The organism is Mastigocoleus testarum BC008 (genome assembly GCF_001456025.1).
Taxonomy (GTDB): domain Bacteria; phylum Cyanobacteriota; class Cyanobacteriia; order Cyanobacteriales; family Nostocaceae; genus Mastigocoleus; species Mastigocoleus testarum.
On sequence record NZ_LMTZ01000117.1, the window covers coordinates 1 to 14,506 of the forward strand.

Annotated in this window: 13 protein-coding genes; 5 read left to right on the top strand and 8 right to left on the bottom strand. The window is 36.4% G+C overall.

What is annotated here, in order from left to right; all coding sequences use genetic code 11:
- Window positions 1-367: 367 nt before the first annotated feature.
- Window positions 368-1,408 carry a cyanophycinase gene (locus BC008_RS29390; RefSeq protein WP_058184118.1) on the bottom strand — a complete coding sequence of 347 codons (1,041 nt, stop codon included), beginning with the start codon at window positions 1,406-1,408 and terminating at the stop codon, window positions 368-370.
- A 635-nt stretch (window positions 1,409-2,043) separates the two neighbouring features.
- Between BC008_RS29390 and BC008_RS47720 the strand changes: the two genes are divergently transcribed.
- Window positions 2,044-3,537 carry a protein kinase domain-containing protein gene (locus tag BC008_RS47720; RefSeq protein ID WP_082650662.1) on the top strand — a complete coding sequence of 498 codons (1,494 nt, stop codon included), beginning with the start codon at window positions 2,044-2,046 and terminating at the stop codon, window positions 3,535-3,537.
- Window positions 3,538-3,691: 154 nt separating this feature from the next.
- Here BC008_RS47720 and purQ read toward each other — a convergent pair whose 3' ends face one another.
- Both purQ and purS read right to left on the bottom strand, forming a co-directional pair.
- The gene (purQ, locus tag BC008_RS29400; RefSeq protein ID WP_027845670.1) at window positions 3,692-4,366 is read right to left on the bottom strand and encodes a phosphoribosylformylglycinamidine synthase subunit PurQ; all 675 of its coding nucleotides are present in this window, start codon (window positions 4,364-4,366) and stop codon (window positions 3,692-3,694) included.
- A 44-nt stretch (window positions 4,367-4,410) separates the two neighbouring features.
- Window positions 4,411-4,689 carry a phosphoribosylformylglycinamidine synthase subunit PurS gene (gene purS, locus BC008_RS29405; RefSeq protein WP_027845671.1) on the bottom strand — a complete coding sequence of 93 codons (279 nt, stop codon included), beginning with the start codon at window positions 4,687-4,689 and terminating at the stop codon, window positions 4,411-4,413.
- Window positions 4,690-4,988: 299 nt separating this feature from the next.
- Here purS and BC008_RS29410 point away from each other — a divergent pair, with 299 nt between their 5' ends.
- Window positions 4,989-5,393 carry a Fur family transcriptional regulator gene (locus tag BC008_RS29410; RefSeq protein WP_027845672.1) on the top strand — a complete coding sequence of 135 codons (405 nt, stop codon included), beginning with the start codon at window positions 4,989-4,991 and terminating at the stop codon, window positions 5,391-5,393.
- Between the two features lie 294 nt (window positions 5,394-5,687).
- Here BC008_RS29410 and BC008_RS29415 read toward each other — a convergent pair whose 3' ends face one another.
- Together BC008_RS29415 and BC008_RS29420 are read right to left on the bottom strand one after the other, a co-directional pair.
- A complete protein-coding gene (locus BC008_RS29415) occupies window positions 5,688-6,671 on the bottom strand; it encodes an SPFH domain-containing protein (protein ID WP_027845673.1) in 984 nt (327 codons plus the stop codon).
- 114 nt (window positions 6,672-6,785) lie between these two features.
- Window positions 6,786-7,217 carry an NfeD family protein gene (locus BC008_RS29420; RefSeq protein ID WP_036267449.1) on the bottom strand — a complete coding sequence of 144 codons (432 nt, stop codon included), beginning with the start codon at window positions 7,215-7,217 and terminating at the stop codon, window positions 6,786-6,788.
- Window positions 7,218-7,665: 448 nt separating this feature from the next.
- Between BC008_RS29420 and BC008_RS29425 the strand changes: the two genes are divergently transcribed.
- From BC008_RS29425 to BC008_RS29430, 3 genes are read left to right on the top strand one after another with little or no spacing between them, the layout of a single operon-like run.
- Entirely contained in the window at window positions 7,666-9,735 is a 2,070-nt protein-coding gene (locus BC008_RS29425; protein WP_027845675.1) for a PP2C family protein-serine/threonine phosphatase, read from the top strand.
- A 36-nt stretch (window positions 9,736-9,771) separates the two neighbouring features.
- The gene (locus tag BC008_RS52215) at window positions 9,772-9,894 is read left to right on the top strand and encodes a hypothetical protein (protein WP_268768253.1); all 123 of its coding nucleotides are present in this window, start codon (window positions 9,772-9,774) and stop codon (window positions 9,892-9,894) included.
- On the top strand, window positions 9,887-10,591 hold the full coding sequence (locus BC008_RS29430; RefSeq protein WP_027845366.1) for a DUF547 domain-containing protein: 705 nt from the start codon (window positions 9,887-9,889) through the stop codon (window positions 10,589-10,591). The genes BC008_RS52215 and BC008_RS29430 overlap by 8 nt, the downstream gene beginning before the upstream one ends.
- Here BC008_RS29430 and BC008_RS29435 read toward each other — a convergent pair.
- The 3 genes from BC008_RS29435 to BC008_RS29445 form a co-directional block, all read right to left on the bottom strand.
- Complete coding sequence (locus tag BC008_RS29435; protein WP_027845367.1) at window positions 10,576-11,349, bottom strand: TIGR04283 family arsenosugar biosynthesis glycosyltransferase; 774 nt, start codon at window positions 11,347-11,349, stop codon at window positions 10,576-10,578. The genes BC008_RS29430 and BC008_RS29435 overlap by 16 nt on opposite strands.
- A 19-nt stretch (window positions 11,350-11,368) precedes the next feature.
- Complete coding sequence (locus BC008_RS29440) at window positions 11,369-11,845, bottom strand: rhodanese-like domain-containing protein (protein ID WP_027845368.1); 477 nt, start codon at window positions 11,843-11,845, stop codon at window positions 11,369-11,371.
- A 94-nt stretch (window positions 11,846-11,939) separates the two neighbouring features.
- Window positions 11,940-14,414: a GUN4 domain-containing protein gene (locus BC008_RS29445; protein WP_153009682.1), complete on the bottom strand. Its 2,475-nt coding sequence runs from the start codon at window positions 14,412-14,414 to the stop codon at window positions 11,940-11,942.
- Window positions 14,415-14,506 lie beyond the last annotated feature (92 nt).

Below are 14,506 nucleotides of genomic sequence, written 5' to 3' on the forward strand. Positions count from 1 at the left end.
CAGGAAAAGCAGGAAGAGCAGACAAAGAGAGAAGAAAAGAAAAGAGGAAAAAGAAAGAAGGGAAAAGCGATCGAAGAAAAACAGAAAATAAGAAAAAAGAAAAGAGAAAAGAAAAAGAAGAAACAAACTTAAAAAGGGAACCTAAGAAGGAAGGAAAGAAAAAATAAAGAAAAAGGGGAGAAAAATAAAGAAGGAGTTAGGAGTTAGGAGTCAGGAGTTAGGAGTCAGGAGTTAGGAGTCAGGAGTTAGGAGTTAGGAGTTAGGAGTTAGGAGTTAGGAGTTAGGAGTTAGGAGTTAGGAGTCAGGAGTTGGGAGTTGGGAGTTAGGAGTTAGGAGTCAGGAGTTGGGAGTTGGGAGTTATGAATTTTTAATATCTTATTTCTTCTCTTCGAAAACCAGAGTAACCATCTGTTGTAAACCAATATTCCCAACTTCCCCCAGAAGCTGTTAACCAATTATTCAGATCGAATAAACCACTTCCTTCAGGCGTTCCTGAAATTCTATAAACCTTTACTGCTCGTCCGTAATTATCCCAAATTAAGGGCGAACCGGGTTGTATTTGTTCCGGGAAAGCACCATTAGTTTGTAAAAAATAGGCATCTTGTCCCCGATCAGAACCGTTCCCGAAAACCCGACCAATTCCCTTCTCATCAATACCTACAAATGCACCTTCTTCTAAACCGATACCATAAACTTTATGATTCTCAGCCACCATAATTCGAGCAATTAACCCAAAGATTCTTCCATACCTAGTTTCGGGATGACGGTCGTTATGTCTATCTAAGTGAGTATCAGTAATGACATGCTTGAGGTAAGGAACTTGAAGAAAATCACTACGATAAATATCTTTAGTGTTGGTATGAAAAGGATCATTTAAAATTTCTGAACTTATCAACCCTTGTCGAGAGGGAGCATAATAATAATCCCCTAAAATCGCCATCCCGGCGCTGGTTCCAGCAACAGGAATTTTTTTATGATTAATTAAATAGTTAATAGCATCTTGTGTTGCTGTTCCTTCCCAGTAATCTTCATATTCATTTTGATCTCCACCAGCAAAGAATAAAGCGTCAGCATTTTTAATATATTCCACTACATCAGGATTATTTGCTGCTTCTCGACTATCAATAGAAAGTTCTGCTGCAGAATTGATCGAGTGACTATAATTATCCGCTACCCACTGGGCTTGTCTACCTATTCCCCTGCAACGTAAAACTAAATAATCTCCTCGATCTGCTTGTTTTAAAAACCATTGAGTTGCTGCATCTTCTCCTACTGTTCCTCCCTCTGAACCACCGATTAAGAGAACGGCGGGTTTTTGAGTAGAAATATTTACCTTTCCATACTCTAAAAAGTATTCATAGTTTTCACTATCGTCTGTTCGTCTAAAATCAGAGATTTTTCTCGACATAAACTGGTTACCTTCACTTCTCGTAAATACCACTCTTGTGAAATTCCCCCATAGCAATACTTCCTGCTGGTCAATCAAAGTTTTGATGAACTACACAAAAAATTGACCTAGAAGGATAGTAGAAGCTGACAAAAAAATCACTAAAACGTAACAGTTTATACTTGCAATGACTAGATGTATTTTCAAACTATTGTTCGCAGTGCTTGCTGACTTTTGAATTCCTATAAATCTATCGGAAAAGGAGAATATGAAAAGATTTACACCTTTACTAAGTTGGATTTAAGGGGTAGAACTTAGCTCGAATACATACCCTAGTTTTGTTGTCTGCGATTTAATTCCATTCCATTTTTTACTATTTCTGTTTTTTGATTTCTGTTCAATTTATCAACTATGCAGAGAGTTAATTGTTCGGGATGACGCTTTATTAAAATGCGATTGCTTTGCACGCGCTGACGAGAACATAGAACACCTATACGGCATTTATCGTTGTTTTGTATGTTCTTTTTCTAAAGTAGGAATAACATTGGCTACATAAACTTAAAAACTAGTTAAAACATATATAGTATCTGTTTACTTATAGCTGCAAATCAGCAAAAATAACTATGCATATTGCTTACTTTGATTGAGTAGCCCCTATGTCCCTCTGTATTAATCCCCATTGCTCCAAGCCAGATAATTCTGACAACATATTGTTTTGTCAAAGTTGTGGTTCAGAATTGCTGTTGGAAGGACGCTATCGAGCAACCAAGTTATTAGGACGAGGTGGTTTTGGTCAAACTTATGAGGTGAGTGATGCCCGTAGGAATATTCCTAAGGTACTAAAAATTCTCATCAACAATCAACCCAAAGCAGTGGAGTTATTTCAACGGGAAGCAGAGGTTTTAAAAACATTAAATCATCCCGGTATTCCCAAGGTTGAAGAAGACGATTATTTTGTTTATTTACCCAGAAGTCAGCAACCATTGCACTGTCTAGTGATGGAGAAAATTGAAGGGATGGACTTATATCGTTATTTGGAAAAGCGAGATGGTCGTCCGATTAATCAAAAGTTAGCAGTGCAATGGTTAAAGGAAATAGTCACTATTCTTCATTTAGTCCACGAGCGAAAATATTTTCATAGAGATATTAAACCTCCAAATATTATGCTCGGGGCAAAGGGGAATTTAGTACTAATTGATTTTGGAGCAGCACGTCAAGCAACACGAACATACTATGTCGCTCACCAAAAAGGTAATGTTACAGGTGTGATATCCGTTGGGTATACTCCAAGCGAACAAATCAATGGTCAGGCGATACCACAGTCAGATTTTTTTGCTTTAGGGCGCACGTTTGTATTTCTACTTACGGGTAAAGAACCTAACGATCCAGCAATTTTTGACTCATATAATGATCGGGTGGATTGGCGTGACAAGGTACCGGAAATCTCACCAAAGTTTGCAGATTTAATCGATAGAATGATGGCACGTTCGCCTAGTCAACGTCCTGCTAACACAAAGGAGATTTTACAAGGTTTGGCAGAAGTTGAGCAAGTAGTGAATCCCTCACGGAAAAGTTCTCAATCGAAGCGATCGATACCTCCTCTTTCACAATTACCACCAACTGAAGTAAATCCACAAACTCCAACTTCAGATCCAACTACTCCGAAGAAAAATATTGGGTTGGGTTTTTGGTGGTGGTGGTTACTAGCAAATTTAGCTGGTTTTTTATCTTTTGGTATGTTGCTCCCAGTTACCCAATGGCTGGTTTTACGAGGTAGGGTACATTCTTTGCCTAAAACGGCTTGGTGGGTTTTGGTAACTGCTGTGGGGATTGTTTCAGGTGTTTTTGTATTGATGATTATGGCGGATTTTATAGGATCGTCTGATGCTATGGTGGTTTTTACATTAGGTGCTATAGGTGGTGTACTTGGAACTATACAATGGCTGTTACTGCGGCAATGGATTTCCCAGGCTAGTTCGTGGATTTTAGTCAATGCTATCGCGGGCGTTATGAGTGCTGTTGTAGGTAATACCTTAGATGATGTTGGCTATGATACTTTTTTAGTTTGGTTTGCCGTATTAACAATCTTCTCAGGAATTACGGGATTTGCTCTGATGCAGCTACTGAAAAATCCGATTTCAAAATCTTAAAACAAGGATGTGTTACAACAGGAAACATCGCAAAGGTAAATAAATATATAAACGAATATATTGTTTTGCCATAACACACCGATCTAGTAATTAGCTTTTGGGTTTTAGAGCCTTTTAAAACATCTTTAAAGCAGCACCGATACTTAAAAACTCTTTAAATCATCGCTACAACTTTTTCTAATAATCCTGCGAACATCTTCAAACCGTCAGTACCTCCGAGCATTGGATCGGCTGCTCTTTCTGGATGGGGCATCATTCCAATCACATTACCCTGAAGATTGCAAATTCCAGCAATATTATTTAAAGAACCATTAGGGTTATCACTTTCATAGCGAAAAACGACTTGGTTGTTTCCTTCTATTTCCGCCAATATAGCTTCACTTGCATAAAATTGTCCTTCACCGTGGGCGATAGGTAAGGTAATAACCTCACCTTCGTTATAAGTTGTAGTCCAAGCTAGATCGTTACGTTCTACCGTCAATGAAACGCGATCGCAAATAAAATGCATATCTCGATTTCGTACTAATATTCCTGGTAAAAGTCCCGACTCAGTCAATACCTGAAAACCATTACAAATTCCTAGGACAAATTTACCTTGATTTGTATGTTCTATAACCTGTTGCATCACCGGAGAAAACCTAGCGATCGCACCACAACGTAAGTAATCTCCGTAACTAAAACCACCAGGAATTACAATAACATCTATATCGGAAATATCAGTTTCTTGGTGCCAAATCATACGTGTTGGTTGCTTGAGAATATCTCGAGTTACGTAAGCAACATCGCGATCGCAATTTGAACCGGGAAAAACAATAACGCCAAATTTCATTTTTTATAGGTAACTGGTAACTGGTAACTGGTAACTGACAACTGTCAAACAATTCCCGTTTGTGTTTCTACTTCTCTCATGTCAAAGCGATAGTTTTCAATCACAGGATTCGCTAACATGGTGTCACAAATGCGGTCAAGATTTTCTCGGGCAATTCTCTCATTAGGAGCTGTAATATTTAATTCAATGTATTTACCAATTCTTACTTGTTCGACAGTACTGTATCCTAATTGTTGAAGTCCAGATTCTACCGCCGTTCCGGCTGGATCTAACACAGAAGGACGAAGAGTAACAAAAATTTTGACCTGATATTTACTTTTCACTAGCTTTAATTGAATACTGCTACGCTAATACTATTATTTTTCTGCGATGATTGGGTATTTGCAATATTATCAAATGATATGAAGATATTAAATTAGATTTAAAGCTAAAGGGCTTTCAAGCAAAAGAACTATGAGCTAAATCACGTGTATTTTATTTTTTTAATAAAATTAAGTTCTAATAGGGTAAATTCTCCATTTGCCCATAATGAAGAAATATTTACTTAAATCTTGGTGAAAAATTTCGCCAATGTCAATTTTGCTAATCTCTAACTACAACCAGTGGGAATTATAATTTTTCTATGAAAGTAATACGCACTCGCTCTCAAGAAAGAGTTTTGAGGCTACTCAAAACTATTAAGCAGAGTATTTCTGCACAAGATATTTATGTTAAATTGCGTAAAAGAAACCAAGGCATAGGTTTAGCAACGGTTTATCGTTCTTTAGAAGCTTTAAAACTTGAAGGCTTAGTACAAGTAAGAACTTTGAGTAATGGTGAGGCTGTTTACAGCTTAGTAAAACAAGATAAACATTATTTGACTTGCCTGCAATGTGGTAATTCTATTCCTATTAAGCAATGCCCGGTCCATCAACTAGAAACTGATTTACAAAATAATCATGACTTTAAAATCTTTTATCATACCTTAGAATTCTTCGGTTTATGTAATCACTGTCAAATAGAACAAGCAGCAGAAGAAACTGCATGATATCATCATTTCATTGCAGTAGGCAGTAAATAGATATGAGCAAAAGTACAGTTGTGCTAATTAACCTGTGCTAATTAACCCTGTTCTCTGTTCTCTTTCATAAACGTTCTGCTTGTCGCGTTCTAAGTGTGGCAATCTTAAAGGAAATTGGTCTTAAAAATTAAGAGTTAAGAGTTTGAAAAATCAGAACCCTTAACTCTCAAATTTCAATAACCTAAGCTTCGTATGGTAACTGGTTATTGGTTAGCGGAGAAATTTGAATATTGAAAATTTGAAAAAAGCTCGAAAAATTTATTAACTAAAATTTCCGTTGGTATTTACGCTGGCATCTATTTGGCTATCGGAAACTATGGATCGTATGCCTTCTAAAGTACCAGGAATAGTACGAGGATCCATAAACATGACCTTGCTACTATCACTTTTACCGATTGTTGCTCCCATGTCAAGATATCCCAAAGCAAGTAATACTTCTAAAGCTTGTTTGGCTGTGGCATGAGTTTGCATTTTTTGAGAGATGATATCTGTGGCTTCAGCAATAGCTTGGGCTTGAAGAACCTTTTGTTGGCGCTCTGCTTGGGCTCTAAGTACTACAGCTTTCTGGTCTGCTTCTGCTCCCAAAATCACTGCTTTTTGATGGGCTTCTGCTTCTAATACTTGAGCATCAGCTTTACCTTTTGCGGAGTTAACAGCAGATTCCCTTTCCCCTTCAGAAGTTAAAATAGCTGCACGTTTACGTCTTTCTGCTGACATTTGGAGTTCCATTGCTTCCAAGACTGCTGGTGCAGGAACGATGTCTCGTAATTCTACCCGCGTTACTTTTACACCCCAAGGATCAGTAGCAATATCCAAATCTCTTAATAGAATTTCATTAATTTGAGCGCGAGCGGTAAAGGTATCATCAAGTTCGAGTTTACCCATTTCGGCGCGGACTTGGGTTAGCACCAAATTTGTCATGGCTGAATGGAGATTTTCGACTTTATAGTAAGCTTTCTCCATATCCACGATCCGCCAATACACTACCGCATCTACGGTAATTGAGACGTTGTCACGGGTAATACATTGCTGCGGAGGAATATCTAAAACCTTTTCTCGGATAGTTTCTTTGTAAACAACATTATCTAAAAAAGGGAAAACAAAGTTTAGTCCTGGTTCTAATTTTTTGTTGTAGCTACCTAATCTTTCAACTAAAGCTTCATTACCTTGATTTACAACTTTGACAGAACCAACTAGAGCAGAACCCCCAAACACCAACGATATCAATAAAAATAATGGATTCATTTTGATTCTCCCTATTTTTGTTTGGTAATTATTTGATTTGGTAATTATTTGATTTGGTAATTATTTGATTTGGTAATTATGTGATTTGGGAATTATGTGATTTGGGAATAAATATTAAGAATGCAAAAGATTTTCGGGCATCACAATTAAAGTCGTACCTTCTCGTGCTACTACATATACTGGTGCATTCGGTGCAATGGCTATTGTTGCATCATCACATCTAGCTCGCCAAGAACTACCTTCATATAAAACTCTCCCAGCTTTACCCGGAGGAATTTCTGTTAAAGTTTCAGCAGTAATTGTTTCGCGAATTTTAGATTTTCCTTTAGGGTGGGATATCAGACGTCGGGTGTATACTACCGAAAATGTGGAAAGGGATAACCAAACTAAACCTTGCAACCACACATTTCCAATAAACAGGGACATAGCCGCAACTAAAATAGCACTGACACCCATCATCAAAGCTACAAAAGCTGTTGGTAAGAACAGTTCTGTTAAACATAGACCTGCTCCAAAGATGAGCCAGATTAAAGTAATGTTTGGCATAGTGCTGCCTTATAAATTACATTCTTGAAAATGTATGTATTTATAATTTAGATACAGTTCCCACTAGTATATTTTAGTAAATATATGCTAAGTATTTATACTTTATACTCGAATTATTAACTAACCAGGAACAGTGACCAGTGGAGAAACTAATATGACATAACGCAGTGAATTATTAGTACAAGCGCGCAAGCGTAATTTAGTACTGGCTGCACGTTAGCAAATTAACTAGCGTTAACCGTGGAAGACCATTAATTATATATAGTCTAATCTAACTTTTTTGAATTTGGCGGTAAGTTTTCATCTAAGTTTACTTGTTTCATTTTTTATTTTTCGTTTTTTGATTCTTAACTCTTACTAACCAACTCTTAACTCTTAATTTTTACCTCCTGATTCTTAACTCTTGATTATTAATTATTAATTCTTAAGCTCTTGGATTTATACTGGTATGATTTCTAGCCAATTAACTCAATCAACAATTTATTGCACCAACCCAGAGTGCGATTTTCCCATTAATCAAATCGGCAATACTTTTTGTGCTGGTTGTCAAACACCTCTAATTCGCCGCTATTTATGGGCGGTTGGGGAAGGAGCAGAGCGAGTACCCCTGGGAGAAAAAATGGGGGAGCGATACGAAGTCATTGCACCCCGTCTATGGCTGGACACTAAACCTGGAATGTCGCCGTATATACCTGAGGCTGATTCTTTACCGCCGGAAATAATTCCATATTCACCACTGTATTCTTTGCGGTTACACTTACCAACTATTTATGGTTTTACTAAGCTACCAACAGGTACCGATAATATTATTTTGTTAGACAATTTACCTGTAGATGAAACTGGCGGTCTTTACCCATCAATTACTGATTCATGGGAAAAAGTAAGTCCGGTTCGTCAAGTATATTGGTTATGGCAAATTCTCCAATTGTGGACGCCACTTAAGGAGCAAAATGTTGCAAGTAGTCTGTTAGTGGCGGATAATTTGCGCGTTCAAGGTTGGTGTGTCCGATTATTAGAACTTACAGCAGATTCCTTATCTGATACTCAGTCACTGAGTATTAAACAACTAGCAGAAAGCTGGCAGATTTGGGTAGAAACAACTAAGTCAAATGTATCGACGGTGTTACAGGAAATAGTCACCCAAATGCAGAGTGATGAGGTAGAGCTAACAGAAATTCAGTACCAACTTAATCAATTACTACTTTCATTAGCTGGCGAACTACCCCTAAGTTTGGAAGTTGTAGGTGGAACGGATACCGGTCCAGTCTTAAGTAAAAATGAAGATACTTGCTTTCCTCTGAGAAAAGATGCTGATGATTCCTTGTTACCCAACTTAGCAATTATTTGTGATGGGATTGGCGGACATCAAGGGGGTGAGGTTGCTAGTAATTTGGCGGTACAGTCGGTAAAACTACAGGTACAAGCCTTTTTAAGTGAAGTTGCATTACAAAAAGAACTAACATCTCCAGATTTATTAGAAAAGCAATTAGAAGCAAGTTTGCGGGTTGTAAATAACTTAATTTATACAGCCAATAACGAACAGAATCGCGTTTCTAGGGAGCGGATGGCGACTACCATTGTTATCGGGGTTCAAGTACCGCAATCAGTGCAGACTTTCTCGGGTCGGAAGTCGGGAAACGCCCATGAATTATATATTGCTAGTGTGGGTGATAGTCGTGCATATTGGATTACTGCTGAATATTGTCAGTTGCTGACTGTAGATGATGATGTAGTGGGAAGGGAAGTACGAAGTGGACGTCGTTTATATCAGCAAGCATTACACTGTGAGGATGCTTCTGCTTTAATTCAAGCTTTGGGAACAAAAGATGGAGAATTATTGCAACCATCGGTGCAAAGATTCATTCTTGAAGAAGATGGTTTATTGCTACTATGTTCTGATGGGTTAAGCGATAATAATTGGGTACAACAGTCATGGCGGAGTTTTGCTGTCCCAGTTTTAGCTGAGCAGGTTTCCTTGCAAGACACTTTAGATTCTTGGATCCGATTAGCAAACATGAAAAATGGTCATGACAATACTTCAATTGTTTTGATTCATTGTCGGGTATCTCCTGAATATCCATCCCTGAGCAGTCATCTTTCAAGTAGTGATTCCCTCAGTACTAATTCTTTAAGTAATAATTCTTCAGATAACATAAGTGAAACAATTGCATTTACTAAATCTCCATCTGTTGAAAAATCTGAAGTTAAAAATCTAGATCTGGATTTAGATCTAACTTTACCGGATCCAGAAGAAGATATCTCCCCAACAACTCCAGTCTCAGAAAGTTCTGTATCAGAAAGTTCAAACCCAGAAAATGCAAGTGCTGAAGAAGTCACACTTTCCAAAAAATCTAAGAAGGGTACTTCCCTGAGGGTAACGATATTGAGTTTAAGTTTATTGGGCTTAATATTTGCAAGTGCTGCGGGAATAATTTTCTGGAGACGAACTTCTCCAAAAACTTTCAACCAAACTTGTAAACAACTTCCACCAGGTTTAGAGGAGATTTGTCCGCGATAGAGTAATAAGTAATGAGTAATAAGTAACAAGTAATGAGTGAAGAATTTCCAATTACCAATTACCGATTACCAATTACCAATTACCAATTACCGATTACCAATTAACAATTACCAATTACCAATTACCAATTACCAATTACCAATTACCAATCATGCTTGATTTTACAGTTTGGGATGAATTACTTCGTCGGTATGTAAATGAAAAGGGACTGGTAAATTATGCTGCTTGGAAAAGAGAACAACCTCAAGTACTTGCTAATTGGTTGTCGAGTCTCCAGGGTATGGAACTTAATTCAGATGCTAGTTCTTCTGAACAGTTAGCGTTATGGATTAATTTGTACAATGCATTTACCATCGCAACAATTTTAGAAAAATATCCCATTAAATCGGTTCTTCCCAAAATTTTTGATCGTATTCCTAACTGGATTGCTTTTTTGTGGTTTTTTCAACGTCGAATTTATGATGCTTTCGGTAAACGTTATAGTTTGGCTGAAATCGAAAATCAAATTCTTCGCCAAGATTTAAAGGAACCACGAATTCATTTTGCTATTGTTTGTGCTTCGGTGGGTTGTCCCCTACTGCGATCGCAAGCTTATATTCCCGAACTAGTGGAACAGCAATTAGATGAAGATGCTCGTCGTTTTATTAATAATCCAGATAAGGTTCGTTATGATTCTTCTTCGGGAATACTTTACTGTAATAAAATCTTCAAGTGGTATCGTCAGGATTTTCTGTCGGTAGCAAATTCAATTCCAGAATATATTCATTCCTATCTAGAGACAGATTTACCTTTAACTGCTAATACAGCGATCGCTTACCTCCATTACGACTGGAGTTTGAATCAACGAATATCCTGATAAAACTGTTTGAGATAATTTGCATCTACACCTATTCCCCATAAAACCCCAATGTAAATATAAATTGCAGTTGCTTTCCAAGCACCCCACCGAGCTACCCGACGGTCGGAACTTTGGACTATGCGGTTAACTAAACGAATTCGTCCTTTGCGAGCAAGTTTGCAACATAAATCTCCATCTTCCATAATTGGTAACTTGTGATCGAATCCCCCAAATTCCCAAAAATCATTGCGACGACAAAATATTACTTGATCTCCAAATAACAAACGTAATCCTTTCCAAAATGAAAGAGGTTTGAAAATTAAAGGAGCGTAATAAGTTTTCAAGTAATTATGGAGAGAAATTCCCCACCGCGTTGAATTAGCTCCAACCATTAAAGAAATAAATCCTCCAGCAGCAACTTTTGGATCTGTTAGGGTTTTTTGAATAATTGCGATCGCATCATTTGGTAACCAAGTATCCGCATGCAAAAAACAAAGAATATCTCCCGTTGCAATATCTGCACCTTGATTCATTTGAATGGAACGACCGCGCTTTGAACTAAATATGATTTTTGTTTTGATTGATTGGGGAAATAATTCAAAACTAGTTTTGACTCGATCTACTGTTTCATCTTCGCTTCCTGCATCGATAACTATAACTTCGTGGGGTGGAGGGTTGAGTACAGTTAATTGCTGTAAAGTCTGTTGAATCGTGCTTTCTTCGTTTAGAGCAGGAATAATTATCGAAACGTCCCTACGGACACGCTTTGCTAACAAAAGTCAAAAGATAATTAATTTACAAGGAGTTGCGGTACTCTGGTTTGAGTAGTTTTCCCCATAATTTATTATATGGGTGTACCGACTTTACTAATTGGTTTTTCTGAAAAACTGGTTTTTCTTCATTCACCCATTGGAAGATACCACCACTTAAATTGAAAACGCGAGAAAAACCGGCTTTGACGAGGGAATTTGCAACGTCAGCACTACGGTAACCGATAGAGCAATAAACCACGATTGGTGTATCTAGCGTAGAGACGTGACATGTCACATCTTCTAATAAATCTTGCACAGACGTAAACAATTCAGCAGTTTTAAGATGACTAAGTTCATATTCTTCGATATGACGTGCATCGATTAATAATGGATCTGATTTATCGGGGTCTTTTAGCCAGAGATCTAGTTCTTGGGTTGTTAGTGGTTTTACTTGGGGAAAGTTTAATTTGATGAGAAACTGTAGGAGATTAAGTGTTAATCTTCGCCAAGATGGGAGCATTTCTTAGTCAAATTATTTAGAACTTTGAATTATCAAATTTGTGAAAATTTGATAATTCATGAAAATATGCGTACAACGTCGAAGTAGTTATCTTTTATAAGTTACAAATCTCTGCCCGAGAGAGAAAACTTATAATAGTCTGATTATGAAGACTGATTACTGATGATTCCCAACTCAATCTATTGTTCTTCGTGTAACGTCGATTTACAGGTAATGGGAGACTACCTCGAGTTGGAGTGCTGAAATTAAATTGTAAATCGCGTGGACCTAACCAAGAACCCCTTTCGCGCCAACCTACACGATCTCCGAAATCAACTAATTTTCGTTCATCGTCGTATTGTAGTGTAACTCCCAAGCTTTGGTAAATTTCTTGTTGAACACTAAAGCCAAAGTATCCCTGACTGTAGGCGACCCACAATAAATTTATGATATAGAAATCTTCACAAGGAAATTTTTCGATATCTTCTATATTCAGATACCTCTGTTCGTCCCTCCTCACAGCTTTTAATATTATATGTAAAGTTTCATCATCAGCTTCTCGCCATTTTTTTCTGTACAAAAAGTCTGAAAGTTTTTTATATCGAGATGGTAACTTTACCCTAGATAATCTAATTTTACCATTTTCTTCAATTGGTTTATAAAATGTTTCTAATTTACTTAATTGAGAATTTAAATATTTTCCAGTCAACCAAGTACAAAAACGATTGATATCCCTTTTATTTAGTCCGTTAACTGCTTTCTTTGCATCTCCAAATATAAATCTATTATTTAGCCATTTCTTTGGGGAAGTATGTTGTGAATCATTTATAAATAACTGATATTCAGCACAAGTTATATAACTATTATCTTGCTCTAAAATTTCATTTACCCGTGTTAGATTATTTAACTGTCGTGCTAATTGTACTTCAGCAGCTAACTTAAATATTTCTGCATCATCTGATTCTAAACCTGCATCCAGTTTATCTATTAACTGTTGCCTTACTTGTTTATCAATTCGCCAACCTTCTTCTTCATAATACGCTATTACTAGAAATGCATTAACTGACGGTGAAGGCATATTAATAATCGTACTGACAATGTTAGTTGCATCTTTTGATTGTGCGCCGTATAAACGAATAGTTTCTGACCACCAAGTTTGATCTATGTTTTGAATTAATATATTTTCTTGATGGGATTCACTGATTTCAATAGCAGCTAGATATTCTTGAAAGCTTAAGTGTGCAAATTCATATTCTCCTATTTCCTTTTCGACTAACAAAGCACAATCATCTTGAATATGTTTGATAAAATCTCTTGTATTATTTAAGTTTGGTAAATTAGTTAACTGTTGAGATATCCAATTTTTAGCTTCAGCTAATGTAAATTCTCGTGTTTGCTTTTGCATTAAACTTAATGCTAGTACTTGCAAAACTGATTGTTTTTGCGAAGCAGTTAAACCATGGAATATATTTTTAGCTCTTTGACGTTTTTCTAGTAAAATCTGACAAATATCTTTATATAATTCTACTCTTTTTCCTGGTAAAACATTTCCTCGACGATGAACAGTCGCAATCATTTTCAGTAATAGTGGGTTTACAGCCATTGCAACTAAAGGACGATTATTAATAATCCGCTCAATCAAATTAATAGCCTTTTCTTCTGCGACTTGTTTAACTCCATCGTCAAATTGTCCTGCGCGACTTTTTATTTCTGTCTGTAAATACCAACGCTGTAAAAAATTTGTGATTTGTTCCCGATTAAATGGCTGAACTTCTAATTGATTAACTGCAATTCTTGATTTTACTTCTTTGTAACCATTGGGACGAGAAGTGAGAATAAAAACTGTATCAGGATAGTCTTGCATTTGACTATCTATCCAAGTTCTCACTTGCTGGCGTTGGGTTTTATTTGCAACTTCATCTAATCCATCCAGCATAATGATAAATTCGTTTTTCTGTAACTTATTATTTACCCAATTAGAAGGTGGAATTAGATTTTTATTATTGATTTTTAAATTTTCTATATATTGCTGTATTAATGTTTTTAATGATGATTTATTACTGATTATTAAGTCACGTATATCACGCAAATAGAATAAAACTGGAATAAGTTTTGGTGCTTTTTTATTAATTTCCTGCTCTTTTTTTATACTATAGATAAGTGTTAAATGTCTTAGTAATGTTGTTTTACCAGAACCTGGTCTACCTAAAATTACTAATCTTTTATATATACCTCTTCCTCCTAGATCTCTCGCAGCTAAACAATCCCAAATTGTTAAGTCTACCAAAGACTTATTTTGTGATACAGGGATAATATCTTGTCTCGTATTACTTGCATTATTTGCTGCTATTTTTAGAGGAACGAATACTTTCTGTAATTCTAAAGTAAACTCATTATCTAAACCTTGGGTTTCATCATCTCGACATTTATACTCTAATGCTTTGTAATAACTATTTTGAAAATCTGAAACCAAATCTTCCAGTCTGTCATTAATCAATTGACCTGTTTTTATAGCTTGCTGACGCTGTAGTTTTACCCAAAACAATCCTACATCTTTAATTATCTGAGCTAAAAACTCCCGTATTGTCAATGATACAATAAAAATTAAAGTAAAAATAAAAGATATAAATGCAGCATCTAAGTTGCGAATAATAAAATTATGAAATGTTAAAAATACTCCAA

Coding starts and splice junctions, on each gene's coding strand:
- BC008_RS29390 (WP_058184118.1), bottom strand. CDS start 1,408: ATGTCGAGAAAAATCTCTGATTTTAGACGAACAGACGATAGTGAAAAC.
- BC008_RS47720 (WP_082650662.1), top strand. CDS start 2,044: ATGTCCCTCTGTATTAATCCCCATTGCTCCAAGCCAGATAATTCTGAC.
- purQ (WP_027845670.1), bottom strand. CDS start 4,366: ATGAAATTTGGCGTTATTGTTTTTCCCGGTTCAAATTGCGATCGCGAT.
- BC008_RS29410 (WP_027845672.1), top strand. CDS start 4,989: ATGAAAGTAATACGCACTCGCTCTCAAGAAAGAGTTTTGAGGCTACTC.
- BC008_RS29415 (WP_027845673.1), bottom strand. CDS start 6,671: ATGAATCCATTATTTTTATTGATATCGTTGGTGTTTGGGGGTTCTGCT.
- BC008_RS29420 (WP_036267449.1), bottom strand. CDS start 7,217: ATGCCAAACATTACTTTAATCTGGCTCATCTTTGGAGCAGGTCTATGT.
- BC008_RS29425 (WP_027845675.1), top strand. CDS start 7,666: ATGATTTCTAGCCAATTAACTCAATCAACAATTTATTGCACCAACCCA.
- BC008_RS29430 (WP_027845366.1), top strand. CDS start 9,887: ATGCTTGATTTTACAGTTTGGGATGAATTACTTCGTCGGTATGTAAAT.
- BC008_RS29440 (WP_027845368.1), bottom strand. CDS start 11,845: ATGCTCCCATCTTGGCGAAGATTAACACTTAATCTCCTACAGTTTCTC.